This window comes from Bacillus sp. M5A3_1b, assembly GCF_053345335.1.
The window spans coordinates 1-16697 of record NZ_JBKEZY010000012.1 but is presented as its reverse complement, the minus strand read 5'-3'; the positions used below and the strand labels follow the sequence as shown (position 1 = coordinate 16697).

General features: G+C 37.8%; 17 protein-coding genes, 2 rRNA genes and 1 riboswitch. Of the genes, 4 read left to right on the top strand and 15 right to left on the bottom strand.

Going from position 1 to position 16697, the window contains the following annotated elements; genetic code table 11:
* Positions 1-8: 8 nt before the first annotated feature.
* A complete protein-coding gene (locus ACLBWW_RS24765; protein WP_048542058.1) occupies positions 9-698 on the bottom strand; it encodes a heptaprenylglyceryl phosphate synthase in 690 nt (229 codons plus the stop codon).
* A gap of 338 nt (positions 699-1036) precedes the next feature.
* On the opposite strand from ACLBWW_RS24765, the gene ACLBWW_RS24760 reads away from it, so the two are divergent.
* The 3 genes from ACLBWW_RS24760 to ACLBWW_RS24750 all read left to right on the top strand — a co-directional run bounded on the left by ACLBWW_RS24760 (position 1037) and on the right by ACLBWW_RS24750 (position 2660).
* On the top strand, positions 1037-1414 hold the full coding sequence (locus ACLBWW_RS24760) for a YgaP family membrane protein (RefSeq protein ID WP_000812332.1): 378 nt from the start codon (positions 1037-1039) through the stop codon (positions 1412-1414).
* Between the two features lie 219 nt (positions 1415-1633).
* Positions 1634-2479 carry an SPFH domain-containing protein gene (locus ACLBWW_RS24755; RefSeq protein WP_000660687.1) on the top strand — a complete coding sequence of 282 codons (846 nt, stop codon included), beginning with the start codon at positions 1634-1636 and terminating at the stop codon, positions 2477-2479.
* 16 nt (positions 2480-2495) lie between these two features.
* Positions 2496-2660 carry a toxin-antitoxin system HicB family antitoxin gene (locus ACLBWW_RS24750; RefSeq protein WP_001085171.1) on the top strand — a complete coding sequence of 55 codons (165 nt, stop codon included), beginning with the start codon at positions 2496-2498 and terminating at the stop codon, positions 2658-2660.
* 36 nt (positions 2661-2696) lie between these two features.
* On the opposite strand, the gene purD is transcribed toward ACLBWW_RS24750, so the two are convergent.
* The 12 genes from purD to purE form a co-directional block, all read right to left on the bottom strand.
* A complete protein-coding gene (gene purD, locus ACLBWW_RS24745) occupies positions 2697-3968 on the bottom strand; it encodes a phosphoribosylamine--glycine ligase (RefSeq protein ID WP_048542060.1) in 1272 nt (423 codons plus the stop codon).
* A 145-nt stretch (positions 3969-4113) separates the two neighbouring features.
* Entirely contained in the window at positions 4114-5649 is a 1536-nt protein-coding gene (gene purH / locus ACLBWW_RS24740; protein WP_048542062.1) for a bifunctional phosphoribosylaminoimidazolecarboxamide formyltransferase/IMP cyclohydrolase, read from the bottom strand.
* 24 nt (positions 5650-5673) lie between these two features.
* The gene (purN, locus tag ACLBWW_RS24735) at positions 5674-6261 is read right to left on the bottom strand and encodes a phosphoribosylglycinamide formyltransferase (protein WP_000088583.1); all 588 of its coding nucleotides are present in this window, start codon (positions 6259-6261) and stop codon (positions 5674-5676) included.
* Positions 6258-7298 carry a phosphoribosylformylglycinamidine cyclo-ligase gene (purM, locus tag ACLBWW_RS24730; RefSeq protein WP_001262447.1) on the bottom strand — a complete coding sequence of 347 codons (1041 nt, stop codon included), beginning with the start codon at positions 7296-7298 and terminating at the stop codon, positions 6258-6260. Before purM ends, purN begins: the two co-directional genes overlap by 4 nt.
* Before the next feature lie 101 nt (positions 7299-7399).
* Positions 7400-8815, bottom strand: coding sequence for an amidophosphoribosyltransferase (gene purF, locus ACLBWW_RS24725; RefSeq protein ID WP_000879030.1), 1416 nt, complete (start codon positions 8813-8815; stop codon positions 7400-7402).
* Positions 8800-11019, bottom strand: a complete 2220-nt coding sequence (purL, locus tag ACLBWW_RS24720) for a phosphoribosylformylglycinamidine synthase II (protein ID WP_098049504.1) — start codon at positions 11017-11019, stop codon at positions 8800-8802. The genes purF and purL overlap by 16 nt, the downstream gene beginning before the upstream one ends.
* Positions 11003-11686, bottom strand: coding sequence for a phosphoribosylformylglycinamidine synthase subunit PurQ (gene purQ / locus ACLBWW_RS24715; protein ID WP_000666772.1), 684 nt, complete (start codon positions 11684-11686; stop codon positions 11003-11005). The genes purL and purQ overlap by 17 nt, the downstream gene beginning before the upstream one ends.
* A complete protein-coding gene (gene purS, locus ACLBWW_RS24710) occupies positions 11683-11937 on the bottom strand; it encodes a phosphoribosylformylglycinamidine synthase subunit PurS (protein ID WP_000278821.1) in 255 nt (84 codons plus the stop codon). The genes purQ and purS overlap by 4 nt, the downstream gene beginning before the upstream one ends.
* Positions 11930-12649 carry a phosphoribosylaminoimidazolesuccinocarboxamide synthase gene (gene purC, locus ACLBWW_RS24705; RefSeq protein ID WP_001170543.1) on the bottom strand — a complete coding sequence of 240 codons (720 nt, stop codon included), beginning with the start codon at positions 12647-12649 and terminating at the stop codon, positions 11930-11932. Before purC ends, purS begins: the two co-directional genes overlap by 8 nt.
* 88 nt (positions 12650-12737) lie before the next feature.
* A complete protein-coding gene (gene purB, locus ACLBWW_RS24700) occupies positions 12738-14045 on the bottom strand; it encodes an adenylosuccinate lyase (protein ID WP_000625686.1) in 1308 nt (435 codons plus the stop codon).
* A complete protein-coding gene (gene purK, locus ACLBWW_RS24695; RefSeq protein ID WP_048542068.1) occupies positions 14042-15193 on the bottom strand; it encodes a 5-(carboxyamino)imidazole ribonucleotide synthase in 1152 nt (383 codons plus the stop codon). Before purK ends, purB begins: the two co-directional genes overlap by 4 nt.
* Positions 15190-15675: a 5-(carboxyamino)imidazole ribonucleotide mutase gene (gene purE / locus ACLBWW_RS24690; protein ID WP_000839368.1), complete on the bottom strand. Its 486-nt coding sequence runs from the start codon at positions 15673-15675 to the stop codon at positions 15190-15192. Before purE ends, purK begins: the two co-directional genes overlap by 4 nt.
* 110 nt (positions 15676-15785) lie before the next feature.
* A riboswitch (purine riboswitch) is annotated at positions 15786-15887 on the bottom strand.
* Positions 15888-16137: 250 nt separating this feature from the next.
* On the opposite strand from purE, the gene ACLBWW_RS24685 reads away from it, so the two are divergent.
* Complete coding sequence (locus tag ACLBWW_RS24685; RefSeq protein WP_088110124.1) at positions 16138-16404, top strand: hypothetical protein; 267 nt, start codon at positions 16138-16140, stop codon at positions 16402-16404.
* Between the two features lie 43 nt (positions 16405-16447).
* On the opposite strand, the gene rrf is transcribed toward ACLBWW_RS24685, so the two are convergent.
* Together rrf and ACLBWW_RS24675 are read right to left on the bottom strand one after the other, a co-directional pair.
* Positions 16448-16563: ribosomal RNA gene (gene rrf, locus ACLBWW_RS24680) — 5S ribosomal RNA — on the bottom strand.
* 49 nt (positions 16564-16612) lie between these two features.
* A 23S ribosomal RNA gene (locus ACLBWW_RS24675) occupies positions 16613-16697 on the bottom strand; the annotation flags it as partial.

The window sequence follows — 16697 nt, the reverse complement described above, 5'->3', positions numbered from 1 at the left end:
GCCTGCACCTACTCTCCTTTTACTGCTTTAACTGTTTTTAACGCGGATTTTATATCATCATAAATAATATTTCCAACAACTACTGTATCAGCGTATTGTGCCATTTCCTTCGCTTGTTCAGCATTAGAAATACCGCCGCCATAATATAACTTCGCTTGTTTTAATTCTGCTTTTACATTTTTAACAAGTTCAACGTCTCCATACGTACCGCTATATTCTAAATAAAATATCGGTAAACGTAATAGCTTGTCTGCTAAACGCGCGTATGCAATTACATCATCTTCTGTTACATCACATTTCGCATCTGTAAGCTGAGCTACTTTCGCTTCCGGATTTAAAACACAATACCCTTCCATGAAAATTTCGTCCCAGTCCATAATATCCCCAAATTCTTTCAAAGCCTCATGATGAACACCTGTTACCCATTCTACCTTTCGGCTATTTAAAACGCTTGGGATATAATAAAAATCAAATCCTGGTGTAATTGCTTCCACATCAGAAATCTCTAACACACAAGGAACTGCATATCTACGAATGCTAACTAGCATGTGTAATACATTATCAATTGTAACTCCATCACTTCCGCCTACAATAACAGCATCTGTTCCAGACTCACAAATCATTTCTAAATGTTCGTCACTTAACTCCTTATTTGGATCAAGCTTAAATACATGTTTCCACCCGGAAATATCGTACATGAAAACACCCTTTCTTTTCTCTAGTTATATATATTTCTGTTCAAAATAACAGTTTATTTTCATCAGGATTTTTTTAACTTCATCTTAAATATTTGTTTAAAACGGAGAATTAAGTTTGGAATTCCCTCTTCCATAGTTTTTCAAACGAGAGGATTTAACTTTGAACTTCCTTTTGTGCATTCTTTCATTATAACAAAAAAAGCTACTTACACACACGCACATTCCAACATCTTTTTCAACGTCAAATGTTGGATTACATATCCCAAAAATCACAAGGGATACTAATAAGAGAAATAGTATTATCTATTTCAACTTTCATAAAAAGGAGTGTTTTTCTAATGAAGCAAAACATCGGTACAATAAATGCCCTAATTCGAATTACGCTCGGACTTATCCTCTTCGGCTGTAGTAGCGCTAAACTTGTACGCAAGCCGTGGTGCACTTGGTCTAACGTCTTGCTATGGATTGGTGCAATGAAAATTGCAGAGGGAATTGTTCGTTTCTGCCCTGTTGTTGAAATGTGGAAATTCGGAAAATACATGAATATGGGGGCATTTAAAATGCCTAGCATGAATTTTACTGAAAAGGGACATGCTAAAGAAGAAGTGAATCAAACTTCCAATCACGACAAACCACAGTCAAATGGAAGTTTTGACGCTTCTGACAAAGAGATTGAGTCAGCGATTGAAGATATAATCCTGGCAAAACCGCTTTGAATCATTTGTCACGATGCAAGATGCTCTCAAAGGGACTTAGCTGCTGCAGTGGGCGGTTAAGTCTTCTTTATTTTACCACAAAACAGAACGTACATTCCCGTTTCGGACCTCAAAATATACATAAGAAATATCCAATCATTTTTTTCAGAAAATTAGGTGTAAAGCCCTTGCATAAAATGATATAAAAGTGATATCATTTTTATATCAGGAGGCGATCATATGAAAGAAAAACAAGTTTTTTATGTAAATGGTTTTCTCGGTATTATCGGAATTTTAATTTTAGCCGCTATCGGTGTATTTTTCCTTGTACAAGAAATTTTTATAGGAGCGGCATTAACTATTATTTTAGCCGCAGTTCTTGCTACAGGTATTGGTATTGTTCAGCCAAACCAAGCAAAAGTCATTACGTTTTTCGGTAATTATTTAGGAACAATTCGTCAAAACGGTTTATTTTTAACAATTCCATTCGCATTCCGTCAAACTGTATCGTTACGTGTTGAAAACTTTAATAGTAAGAAGTTAAAAGTAAACGATGTTGAAGGAAATCCAATTGAAATTGCAGCCGTTATCGTATATAAAGTTGTTGATTCTGCAAAAGCAATGTTCGGTGTTGAACATTACGATCGATTTGTAGAAATTCAAAGTGAAACAGCAATCCGCCACGTCGCAACAAAATATCCTTATGACAATTTCCAAGATGAAACTTGCATCACGTTACGCGGAAATACTGAAGAAATCTCTGAAGAATTAAAACGTGAGTTAGAAGCGCGCCTTGAAATCGCTGGCGTAGAAGTATTAGAAACTCGTTTAACACATTTAGCTTACGCAACAGAAATTGCCCATGCAATGCTACAACGTCAACAAGCAAAAGCAGTATTAGCTGCTAGAAAAGAGATTGTTGAAGGTGCTGTGAAGATGGCGAAAGATTCAATCCATATGTTAGATGAGGAAGGCGTACTGGAATTAGATGACGAGCGTAAAGCGAATATGGTGAACAACTTATTAGTTGCCATCGTTTCAGATAAAGGTGCGCAACCAGTTATTAATACAGGAAGCCTATACTAACGGGTTGTAAATCATTATGGCTAAAAAGAAAAGCTTTCCATTACGTATTGATCCTGAATTACACGCAGTCATCGAAAAATGGGCGAATGATGAGTTTCGTAGCGTCAATGCACACATCGAGTATTTACTTCGAGAAATGGCAAAGCAAAAAGGAAAATTGAAAAAAGATAAAGACGCATAAAAAATCCCGCTGAGAAATCAGCGGGATTTTTACATATTAGCTTCTCGTCATCTCATGACCAATTGCACGATATCCTATATCACTTCGGTAAAATAGACCATCACTCTCAATTTTACCAATTGCTTTATACACCTTATCTTTCGCTGCTTGTAAACTGTCCGCCTTGCAAGCAACAAATAATACACGGCCACCGTTTGTTACAAAATCACCATGCTTCATCGCTGTGCCCGAATGGAAAACAATCGCATCTTGCAGTGCATCTAATCCGTTAATAATGTCACCTTTTTTATATACTTCTGGATATCCTTTCGAAGCAAGTACAACACCAATTACTGCTTTCTCTGACCATTGTAACGTTAGCTCACTTTCATCTAATACAGCGTTACATACATCAACTAAATCGTTTTCTAAGCGAGGTAATACAACTTCTGTTTCAGGATCCCCAAAGCGGGCATTAAATTCAATTACCTTTGGACCATCATTTGTTAAAATAAGACCTGCGTATAAAATACCTGTAAACGAACGGTTTTCTGCAATCATCGCCTTGGCAGTTGGGTGTAATACTGTTTGAATTGCTTCTTGAACTGCTGATTCTGGAATTTGTGGTACTGGAGAATATGCACCCATTCCGCCTGTATTTGGACCTTTATCACCATCAAAAGCTCGTTTATGATCTTGCGCAATTACCATCGGATGCACAGTTGTTCCATTTACAAATGCCATTAATGAAAATTCTTGTCCATCTAAAAACTCTTCAATAACGACCTTCTTGCTTGCTTCGCCGAACTTCACATCTTGTAACATCTCTTTCACAGCTTGTAATGCCTCTTCAAGCGTCATTGCTACCGTTACACCTTTACCAGCAGCTAGGCCGTCAGCTTTAATAACGATTGGCGCACCAACTTTTTGAATATACTGTACTGCTTCTTCATAGTCTGTAAAAGTTTCATATGCCGCAGTTGGAATATCATATTTTTTCATCAATTCTTTCGTAAAAGCCTTACTACCTTCAATAACAGCAGCCGCTTTATTTGGGCCAAACACACGAAGTCCCTCTTCTTTAAAGCGATCAACAATTCCATTCATAAGCGGAATTTCTGGTCCAACGAAAGTTAATTCAACCTTATTCTCTTTAGCAAATAACACTAATGCATCAAAATCATTTTCATCAATATCAACTGGTGTTGCAACATCGCGCATACCTTCATTACCCGGTGCTACATATACCTTTTCCACCTTTTCAGATTGCGCAAACTTCCAAGCTAAAGCATGCTCACGCCCACCGCGGCCAATTACTAAAACATTCATATTTCATCCCCCAATACTTAAATAAGTACAAACTAGAAGCTCTGCTCCTAGTTTGTTTTCATATCAATAAAAGTTTAAAAAGGAGGATCAAGAGCAACGACGACATGCGACAGTTATCTTGACCGGACCTTTTAAATATCCTCTATTAGTGTTTGAAATGACGTACGCCAGTGAACACCATCGTAATCCCATACTTATCCGCCACTTTGATAGAATCTTCGTCACGGATTGATCCGCCTGGTTGAATGATTGCTGTAATCCCTGCTTTTGCTGCTTCTTCTACTGTATCTGGCATTGGGAAGAAAGCATCAGATGCAAGTGCGCTACCTTGTGCCTTTTCGCCAGCTTGTGTAATTGCGATTTTTGCAGAACCTACACGGTTCATCTGTCCCGCGCCTACACCAACTGTCATGTTATCATTCGCTAAAACAATTGCGTTTGATTTCACATGTTTTACAACTTTCCAAGCTAGTTTTAAATCTTTCCACTCTTGCTCTGATGGTTCACGTTTTGTCGGAATTGAAATTGTACTTTCATCTAATGATAACGTATCTTCCTCTTGAACGAGAAGACCACCTTGTACAGAAGTTAGTTTTTTGCTTGCACTTGTCGCTTTTTCAATATTTACAGTTAGTAGACGTAAGTTTTTCTTACTTTGCAATACTTCTAAAGCTTCTTTTGAGAAAGAAGGTGCAATAATGATTTCTAAGAAAATTTCGTGTAACTTTTCTGCTGTAGCTTTATCAATTTCACGATTTGCTGCAATAATTCCACCAAAGATTGATATTGGATCTGCTTCATAAGCGCGTGTGTATGCTTCATGAATATCAGTACCCACTCCAACACCACATGGATTCATATGTTTTACTGCTACTACTGCTGGCTCTGTAAATTCTTTTACAATACTAAGTGCTGCATCTGCATCATTAATATTGTTGTAAGATAATTCTTTACCGTGTAATTGTTCTGCGTATGCAACAGAAGAAGTTACAGCGAATGGTGCTTTATAGAAGGTTGCTTTTTGATGTGGATTTTCTCCATAGCGTAAATCTTGTTTTTTCTCAAATGTCACTGTTAATGTTTCTGGGCTTTCTTCCCCCATTTGCTCTGTTAAGTAGTTAGAGATTAACGCATCATATGCCGCTGTATGACGGAATACTTTCGCTGCTAATTTACGTTTTGTTTCTTCTTTTACTTCACCGTTCTCTTTCAGTTCTGCTAATACAACATCGTAATCTACTGGATCTACAATTACCGATACAAATTTATGATTTTTCGCAGCAGAGCGAATCATTGTTGGACCACCGATATCAATATTTTCAATTGCATCAGCAAATGTTACATCAGGCTTAGCGATTGTTTCTTTAAATGGATATAAGTTAACAACAACAAAATCAATTGCTTGAATACCTAATTCATTCATTTGTGCTACATGCGTTTCATTATCACGAACCGCTAATAGACCACCATGAATATTTGGGTGTAATGTTTTTACACGTCCATCCATAATTTCCGGGAAACCAGTTATTTCAGAAATACCGATTACTTGTAAGCCGTTTTCTTCTAGTAATTTTTTCGTACCACCTGTTGAAATAACTTCAATCCCTTGTTCTAGTAAACCTTTAACAAATTCTACTACTCCTGTTTTATCTGAAACACTTACTAATGCACGCTTTTTCATTTATCCTTCACCCCTGGTTGTATGTTAGTTAACAGTTGTTTCTTTCGCAGACTGAACAATTTGATTCACTGTATTTACGTATAATTTATGTTCAACTTGTTGAATTTTCTTTTGTAAGCTTTCTCTCGTATCCCCTTCAGAAACAACTACTGCTTCTTGCGCAATAATTGGACCTGTATCCATACCTGCATCTACATAATGAATTGTTACTCCAGTTACTTTCACACCTGCTTCTAACGCTTGACCGACAGCATCTTTACCAGGAAAACTCGGTAATAGTGACGGATGAATATTAATAATCTTCCCACCATACGCTCCTAATAAAGTCGGCCCAATTAAACGCATATATCCAGCTAAAATAACATAATCAATCTCATACTCTTCTAGCTTCTTTAATATTTCTTTTTCAAATGCTTCTTTTGACTCATATGCTTTCGCTGAAAAGGCGAAACACGGAATATGATGATAATGTGCCCGTCCAACAGCACGTGCTTCTGGTTTATCACATACTAATAAACTAATTTCTGCATCCAATCTTTTTTCTTCTACCGCATTAACGAGAGATTGAAAGTTAGAGCCGCTTCCAGAAGCAAAAACTGCTAATCTACTCATAGTGCCGTGCCCCCATTGAAGGTAACGCCAGTTCCTTGTACAGTACGTCCAATAATACGAGCTGTTTCTCCTTGCTCTTCAAGAAGACGAACAATATCTTTTGCCTCTTCTTCCTTCACCGCTACTACCATACCAATACCCATGTTAAAAATATTGAACATTTCTTTCTCTTCTAGTTTTCCCACTTCTTGAAGTAAACTGAAGATCGGTTGAATTTTCCAAGATCCTAATTCAATTTCTGCACCGATTCCTTCTGGTAACATACGTGGAATATTTTCAATGAATCCGCCACCTGTAATATGCGCCATACCGTATACTTCATATTTCTTCAATAGTTCTAAAATAGGTTTGACATAAATTTTCGTTGGTTTTAATAATTCTTCACCAAGAGGTAGTTCTAAGCGTCCGTAAATGCGATCTAAAGATAGTTCTCCATCTTCTAGTAATACTTTTCGTACTAAAGAATAGCCATTACTATGAATACCGCTAGATGCTAAGCCAATTAATACTTGACCAGCCTCAATTTTTTCACCTGTTACAATTTTCTTTTTATCAACAATTCCAACTGTAAAACCAGCTAAATCGTATTCTTCCGTAGAATACATTCCTGGCATTTCAGCTGTTTCTCCACCAATTAATGCACAACCAGCTTGGCGACAGCCCTCTGATATACCTTTGACGATGTTTTCAATTTTACTAGGTTCAGCTTTACCACAAGCAATATAATCAAGGAAGAAAAGCGGCTCTGCTCCTTGGACAACAATATCATTTACACACATTGCTACTGCATCAATACCAATTGTGTCATGTTTATCTGCCATAAAAGCGAGCATCAATTTTGTTCCCACGCCATCTGTTCCAGATACTAATACAGGTTCTTCTAATGCAAATTTTGATAAATCAAACATACCTCCAAAACCGCCTAGACCGCCTAGTACTTCTTTTCTCATTGTTGTTTGTACGTGTTTTTTCATGCGAGATACCGCTTCATATCCAGCTTCAATATCTACTCCTGCTTGCTTATATGCATTCGCCATCGTTATCTACACCTCGTCTTTTAATTTCTCCCTATTCAGGGCCGGCCATTTTAAGAAAGAAGCTAGCTTCTACATCAAAAGAAGTAGAAGCTTTTTTCTTCTTATTTCATACTTTCTAAAAGCTCTTGCTCATAATCATAAAGAGCTGTTGGATAATCTCCATTGAAGTACGCCATACATAGACCGCCGTATTTCCCTTCATATGGACGTCCAATTGCATCTACTAATCCATCTTCACTTAAAAACGTTAAAGAATCTGCTCCGATGATTTGACGGATTTCTTCTATTGAATTATTTGCTGCGATTAATTCTTTTCTCGTTTGAATATCAATGCCATAGAAACATGGATACTTAAGAGGTGGTGAAGCAATTCTTACATGGACTTCTGTCGCTCCAGCCTCGCGAAGCATACGAACAATTCGTTTACTCGTCGTTCCTCTTACGATAGAATCGTCAATCATCACAACTCGTTTTCCTTCAACTACGCCTCTTACTGCTGAAAGCTTCATCTTAACCCCTTGCTCACGCAGTTCTTGAGAAGGTTGAATAAACGTACGTCCAACGTAACGATTTTTAATTAATCCTAACTCATACGGAATTCCTGTCGCCTCCGCGTAACCAATTGCCGCTGAAATACTAGAGTCTGGTACACCAGTAACAACATCAGCTTCAATAGGAGCTTCTGCCGCCAAACGTTTTCCCATGTTTTTACGTGCTGCATGGACGTTAATACCTGCAATATTAGAATCTGGACGTGCAAAGTAAATGTACTCCATACTACAAATTGCATGATCTACTTCATTTGTAAAACGATCTACGTGAATTCCTTCATCATTGATGATCAGTAATTCACCTGGTTCTACATCACGAATGTATGTTGCACCTACTACATCGAAAGCACATGTTTCTGATGCTACAACGTAAGCATCTCCCATCTTTCCAATTGAAAGAGGACGGAATCCATTCGGGTCTAGCGCAACGATCATTTCATTTCCAGTTAGTAAAAGATATGCAAACGCACCTTTCACTTTATTTAGAGCCTCTTTTACACTTTCAATTAAAGAATCTTTCGTACTACGTTTAATGAGATGTAAAAGTACCTCTGTATCTGAACTTGTTTGGAAAATACTTCCCTCTGCCTCTAATTCACGACGAAGCATCTTTGCATTAATTAAATTTCCGTTATGAGCTAATGCCATACTATGATCAGAAAAACGGAATAATAATGGTTGAACGTTAGCAACTTCACTTCCGCCAGCTGTCGCATATCGTACGTGTCCAATTGCTGATTTTCCGTTTAAGCCTTCTAGCTCACCTCTTGAAAATACTTCCGATATTAAACCTAACCCCTTGTGACCGACGATTTTCTCACCATTATTTACGACGATGCCTGCGCCTTCTTGTCCACGGTGCTGTAAACTATGCAATCCGTAGTACGAAACTTGTGCTGCATTTTCATGCCCCCAAATTCCGAAAACGCCACATTCTTCATTTAACCCCTTTATTTCAGCAAGCATGGGATTGCCCCTTTCCAAGCCTTTCTCATTTCATCTACATTTGCTGTAAGTAATACTTCATTTTCTTCATTATGAATTGTTACTTCATTTGTATTTGTCACTTCTCCAACTTGAATTGCTTCTACCACTTTCTCGAACGCTTCTTTATTTTCACGTTTTACAGTTATAACGAAGCGCGATTGTGATTCAGCGAATAATGCTGCTGTTGCTTCTCCGTCTAATTTCACAGTAGCACCTAAACCTTTTGCACCAATTGCACTTTCAGTAATTGCAACTGCTAAACCACCTTCTGCAACATCATGAGCAGATTGAACAAGGCCAGCTTGAATTGCTGCTAATACTTGTTTTTGGCGCTTTAATTCTACATCTAGATCGATGCTTGGTGATTGACCGAAAATTTTGCCGTGAATCATTTTCTGTAATTCACTTCCACCAAACTCAGCTTTCGTCTCTCCAATTACATAAACTAAATCGCCAGCTTGCTTAAACTCTTGTGTTGTTACATGTTTTAAATCGTGTACAAGTCCAACCATCCCAACTGTCGGTGTTGGATATACAGCTTCACCACTACGTTCGTTATACATTGATACGTTTCCGCCGATAACTGGCGTTTGTAATGTACGACAAGCTTCACTCATACCATCTACTGATTTCTCAATTTGCCAGAAGATTTCTGGTTTTTCTGGATTACCGAAGTTTAAGCAATCTGTAATTGCAAGTGGCTCTCCCCCAGAACATACGATATTACGTGCTGCCTCTGCTACTGCAATTTTACCGCCCACTTCTGGATCTAAATAAATGTAGCGAGAGTTACAATCTGTCGTCATTGCTAATCCTTTTTCTGTACCGCGTACACGTACAACTGCTGCATCTGAACCTGGTGTAACAACTGTGCTTGTGCGAACTTGATAATCATATTGATCATAAACCCACTCTTTACTTGCAATCGTCGGTTGTTGTAATAGAGCGAATAACGTTTCTTTATAATTTTCTACTTTTGGTGTTTCCATTTTCATTGCCTGGAATTCAGCAAAGTATGCTGCTTCTTTTGATGGCTTATGATAAATTGGCGCTTCTTCTGCAAGAGCATCTGCTGGAACTTCAGCTACCTTTTCACCTTTATGGAATAAGCGAAGCATTTTGTCTTCCGTTACTTTCCCCATCGTAACGGCTGCAAGACCATACTTCTCAAATAAATCTACTATTTCTTGCTCTCTACCCTTTTTCACAACGATTAGCATACGTTCTTGTGATTCAGATAGCATCATTTCATATGGTGTCATTCCTGTTTCACGCTGTGGTACATCATCTAAGTACATTTCAATACCCATACCTGCTTTACTTGCCATTTCTGCAGAAGATGATGTTAAACCAGCTGCACCCATATCTTGAATTCCAACAAGTGCATCCGACTGAATAAGTTCTAAGCAAGCTTCAATAAGAAGTTTCTCCATAAATGGATCTCCTACTTGAACTGCTGGACGCTTCGCTTCTGAGCTTTCAGATAACTCTTCAGATGCGAATGTTGCACCGTGAATACCGTCACGACCAGTTGATGCTCCTACGTACATTACTGTGTTTCCAGCACCGTGCGCTTGCCCCTTTTTAATATCTTCATGATTAATTAAGCCTACGCACATTGCATTTACAAGTGGATTTCCTTCATAACATGGATCAAATTGTACTTCGCCGCCAACAGTCGGAATGCCGATACAGTTACCGTATCCTGCAATCCCTGCTACTACTTCTTCGAATAAATATTTCACACGTGGTGACTGTAATTCACCGAAGCGAAGTGAGTTTAATAGAGCTACCGGGCGTGCTCCCATAGAGAATACGTCACGGATAATACCACCAACGCCTGTTGCTGCTCCTTGATATGGTTCAATAGCAGAAGGATGGTTATGACTTTCCATTTTAAATACAACCGCTTGATTATCACCGATATCTACAATTCCAGCACCTTCCCCAGGTCCTTGCAGAACGCGCTCACCTGTTGTTGGGAATTTTCGAAGTACTGGTTTTGAATTTTTATAACTGCAATGTTCAGACCACATAACAGAGAATAATCCTGTTTCTGTATAATTTGGCAGACGGCCTAAAATCTTTTCAACCATGGCAAACTCTTCGTCTGTTAGCCCCATTTCCGCATATATGCGCTCTTCTTTAATTTGTGTTGGATTTGGTTCAAGCATTAACGACATATGTTTCCCTCCACTGTTTTAAGATAGATTGAAAGACTTTTAACCCTTCAGCACCGCCAAGTAATTCATCTACAGCACGCTCTGGGTGTGGCATCATACCAAGTACATTTCCTTTTTCATTTACAATACCAGCAATATCTGAAACGCTTCCATTCGGATTTTCTACGTAACGGAATGCGATTTGATTATTCTCTTCTAATTGTTTAAGAGTCTCTTCATCACAATAGTAATTCCCCTCACCATGCGCGATTGGAATATTGATTACTTCATCTTTTTCATATTGTGATGTAAACATCGTTTCATTATTTTCAACACGCAGCTGAACTGTTCGGCACATAAATTTTAAGTTTTCGTTTCTCATTAACGCTCCTGGTAGTAATCCTGATTCAACAAGAATCTGGAATCCATTACATACACCTAAAATCGGCTTTCCTTGCTCAGCAGCTTTTTGTACTGCTTTCATTGCATTCGCGAAGCGAGAAATAGCACCACAACGTAAATAGTCACCGTAAGAGAATCCACCAGGTAGTAAAATTGCATCATATTCATCTAAATTCTCTCTATCGTGCCAAACGTAATCTACTTCTTCACCAAGCTCATCTTTAATTGCATGGAACATATCGACATCACAGTTCGAACCTGGGAATACTATGACTGCAAATTTCACTGTGCGACAACCTCCTCAACTTCATAACGGAAGTCTTCCATTACAACGTTTGTTAATAGTTTTTCACACATTTCTTTTACCTTTGCGTCAAGGTCAGATACTGATTTATCAATTGTTAATTCCATATATTTTCCGATTCGAACGTCTTGTACTTCTGTGAACGAAAGACTATGAAGTGCCCCTTTTACTGCTGTTCCTTGTGGATCTAATACGCTTTCTCTTAACGTTACATATACCTTAACTTTATACATGTGAAATTCCCCCTAAACGTTTTAAAATCTCTTCATAAGCTTCTGTTAAATTTCCAAGGTCACGACGGAATACGTCTTTATCAAATTTTTCATTGCTCGTTTCATCCCATAAACGGCAAGTATCTGGTGAAATTTCATCTGCTAAAATGATTTCTCCTTCATCTGTTACACCAAACTCTAATTTGAAATCTACTAGTCTTACACGACAGCTTGCGAAATGATCAATCAACACTTGATTGATTTGTAGAGCCATATCTCGTAATACGCTTACTTGCTCTGGTGATGCAACGTTTAATACACGAATATGATCTTCCGTTACAAGCGGATCTCCTAAATCATCATCTTTGAAGTAAAATTCTACGATTGGTTCTGCAAGTACAGTTCCCTCTTCCATTCCTAATCGTTTTGAAAGACTTCCTGCAATTACATTTCTTGTGACAACTTCTAGAGGAATAATACTCACTTTTTTAACAAGTTGCTCTGTTTCAGATAACTTCTCTACAAAATGTGTTTTTATTCCTACTTCTTGTAACTTTCTGAACAATAAAGTTGTAATCTCATTGTTCAAACGACCTTTTCCTGTAATCGTCTCTTTTTTCTCCCCATTGAAAGCAGTCGCACTATCTTTGTACTCTACCCAAACCATATCTGCTGATTCTGTACGATAAATTCTTTTTGCCTTACCTTCATACAGCAATTCTAGCTTTTGCATTTCGCAAGCCCCCTGTAGTTTGAAAAATGTGAATAATATTTTTATAAAGAATGGCACAGAATGACTCTATTCTGTGCCATATGAAATTTTACGCTTCGTTTAACCCAAGGCGTTCAAAGATTGTATCAACGTGTTGCATATGATGCTCATAGTTGAAGCATTCATTAATTTCTTCTTGTGATAACTTGCTCGTAATACGCTCATCAGCTTCTACAAGCTCTTTAAATTGTACTTGTGTTTCCCAAGCTTCCATCGCTTTAGGCTGTACGATATCATAAGCTTCTTCACGTACCATACCTTTGTCGATTAATGTAAGCATTACACGCTGAGAATAAATTAAGCCGTATGTTCTTGTCATATTGCGTTTCATATTCTCTGGGTATACAGTTAAGTTTTTAACGATATTACCGAAACGATTTAACATGTAATTTAATGCGATTGTAGCATCTGGTAAAATTACGCGTTCTGCCGAAGAGTGAGAAATATCACGCTCATGCCATAATGGAACATTCTCATAAGCTGTCATCATATAACCACGGATAACACGAGCTAAACCAGTCATATTTTCTGATCCAATTGGATTACGTTTATGTGGCATTGCAGAAGAACCTTTTTGGCCTTTTGCGAAAGCTTCTTCAACTTCACGTGTTTCACTCTTTTGTAAACCACGAATCTCAACTGCCATCTTTTCGATAGATGTTGCGATTAGTGCGAGTGTTGACATGTAATGAGCATGGCGATCACGTTGCAATGTTTGTGTTGAAATTGGTGCTGCTTCTAAGCCTAAGTTTTCACAAACATACTTTTCTACGAATGGATCGATATTTGCGTATGTACCAACCGCACCAGATAATTTACCAACGCGAACTGTATCAGCAGCTTGTTTGAAACGCTCTACGTTACGTTTCATTTCTTCATACCAAAGACCAAGTTTTAAACCAAATGTTGTTGGTTCTGCATGAACACCGTGTGTTCTTCCCATCATGATCGTGTATTTATGCTCTTTCGCTTTGTTAGCTAAAATGCTTACAAAGTTTTCTAAGTCTTTTAATATGATTTCATTCGCTTGTTTTAAGATGTAAGATAGCGCTGTATCTACTACGTCTGTAGATGTTAAACCGTAATGAACCCATTTACGTTCCTCACCTAATGTTGGTGTTTCTGATACAGCACGAGTGAATGCAACTACGTCATGACGTGTCTCTTTTTCAATTTCATAAATACGATCAATATCAAATGATGCATGCTCACGGATTTTTTTAACATCTTCTTTTGGAATATCGCCAAGCTCAGCCCATGCTTCACAAGCTAAAATCTCAACTTCTAACCACGCTTTAAATTTGTTCTCTTCCGTCCAAATTGCACCCATTTCTGGGCGTGTATAACGACTAATCATCTTTTTCCCTCCAACAGTTGTTCTTGATGGTCCCAAATATGCAAACTCTTCGCTTTTTCTAGAGCGACTTCAATATTATCATTTAAAATATTAACATGCCCCATTTTTCGCTGCGCTTTTGCTTCTTCTTTTCCATACAAGTGTAAATAGCACCCGGTTAATCTATTCACTTGTCTTAGGACCCCTTCTATATGTTCGCCTAAAATGTTTACCATGACAACTGGTTTTAACAAATTTGTTTCTCCAAGAGGTAAATTACAGATTGCTCGAATATGTTGACCGAATTGACTCGTTTCACATGCATCCTGTGTATAGTGTCCTGAATTGTGAGGTCTTGGTGCTAATTCATTAATGTAAATCTCACCATCAGCTGTAGCAAACATCTCTACCGCTAGTGTTCCCACAAGTTCTAGTTCATCCGCGAGCACTTTTGCATAAGCAATTGCTTTTTGAGAAAGTTCTTCTGTAATGCGAGCTGGAACGATAGATTCATGCAAAATGTTATTTACATGAATATTTTCCGCTACCGGAAATACTTTCGTTTCACCACTTACACTACGAATCACAATAACTGATACTTCTTTTTCAAAAGGCACCCATTTCTCTAAAATACACTCTGCTGCATTCGCAAGCTCCCGCGCTTTATCAACGTCAGCCTCATTTCTTAAAACAACTTGACCTTTCCCATCATATCCGCCTGTCGTCGTTTTCAAGACGGAAGGATATGATAACTCAGTGATTGCCTCAGTAAGCTGGTCTTGATTTTGAACTAATCTATACGTTGCTACTGGTAGCCCAGCTTTCTCAATCGCATTCTTTTCTGTAAAACGATTTTGTGTTTTACTTAACAACTGACTGCCTTGCGGTAAGTAAGCATGTTTTTCAAGCCATTGTAAACATCTATAATCAATATTCTCAAATTCATATGTGACAACATCACTAATCTCCGCTAAATGCTGAATTGCTTTTAAATCGTCATATGGTGCAACAATTTCAATATCAGCAACTTGTGCACATGGTGAATTTTTTGTAGGATCTAAAACAGCAATTTTATATCCCATCTCCTTAGCTGCCAATGCCATCATTCTTCCTAGCTGGCCGCCTCCAATAATGCCGATTGTTTTTCCAGGTAAAATGATTCTCGTCATACTAGCTCACTACCTTCGCGCACATCTTTTTTAATTGCTTCTCTTCTCAATTCTAATGCATCATGTATATCATCATGGAATGATCCAAGTATTTGTGCAGCAAGTAAACCAGCATTTGTTGAACCAGCCTTACCAATTGCAACAGTTGCAACTGGAACCCCTCCTGGCATTTGGACGATGGATAATAATGAATCTAAGCCGTTTAACGCTTTTGATTGAACTGGAACTCCGATTACAGGAAGATTCGTCTTCGCTGCAACCATCCCTGGTAAATGCGCTGCTCCACCAGCTCCAGCAATAATAACTTTCAACCCACGTTCACGAGCCGTCTCTGCATATTCAAACATATAATCCGGAGTCCGATGAGCAGATACAACTTTTTTCTCATACGGTATATTTAATTCATCTAAAATGTCACAAGCATATTTCATTGTTTCCCAGTCTGACGTGCTTCCCATTATGACTCCAACTAGTGATTTCATATTAGAATCCCCCCGATTCAAATAAAAAAAGCCTGAAATAGAACAGTTTCTCTTTTACTATGAGAGAAAGTGCTCTACTCAGGCATACGTATCCCTTGTGAATAGAAAAATACCGAGTGACTTTCCCTCATAGTCTAACGAATAACGGTCGTTAGGTAGAGACTTGCAGGCCATATCCCCGCGATTATATGAGGTCTTATATATTATTCTTTCTATGGCTATATTAACAATATTTCATAAACAATGTCAATAAATAATCGAATGTTTTTTTATTACTCACCAATAACGTTCGTGTTTTAGTTATATTCAAAAGAATAATTGTAACTATATGCAAGAAGGATAAGAAATTAGAATTTATATTTCTAGAGATCTATTGTACACATAACGGTTTGTATACTTATTCCGTATGCTTTAATATAAAGCATATCATTTATATTCATTTTATTTATACGGAAGACAATAATGAAAAAACGAACTACACTTTTTTCGTATTTATTCCTTTTTATCGCAGTCTTTGCTGTAATGATTGAATACTTATTTATATCATCCCACTTTTTTGAATATATACTTGTGGTAGAAATAACGTTTCCTATCATAACGATTATTTTAGAAACACTCGGAAAACCTAGAAAACAAAAAATCATTGCTAGTACTTTAAACAGCCTCTATTCCATTCTTTTCACTTCTTTAGCGTCATTCAATTTATGGATTATGACATTTAGTAAATAAAAATAAACACAAAAAAACCTAAGTCGAATCGACTTAGGTTTTTGCTTGGCGACGTCCTACTCTCACAGGGACAAGGTCCCAACTACCATCGGCGCTAGAGAGCTTAACTTCCGTGTTCGGTATGGGAACGGGTGTGACCTCTCTGCCATCATCACCAAACTATGAAGGCATATTCCTTCAAAACTAGATAACATTTGCTTCATATTATATGGTTAAGTCCTCGATCTATTAGTATTCGTCAGCTCCACATGTCACCATGCTTCCACCTCGAACCTATCAACCTGATCATCTTT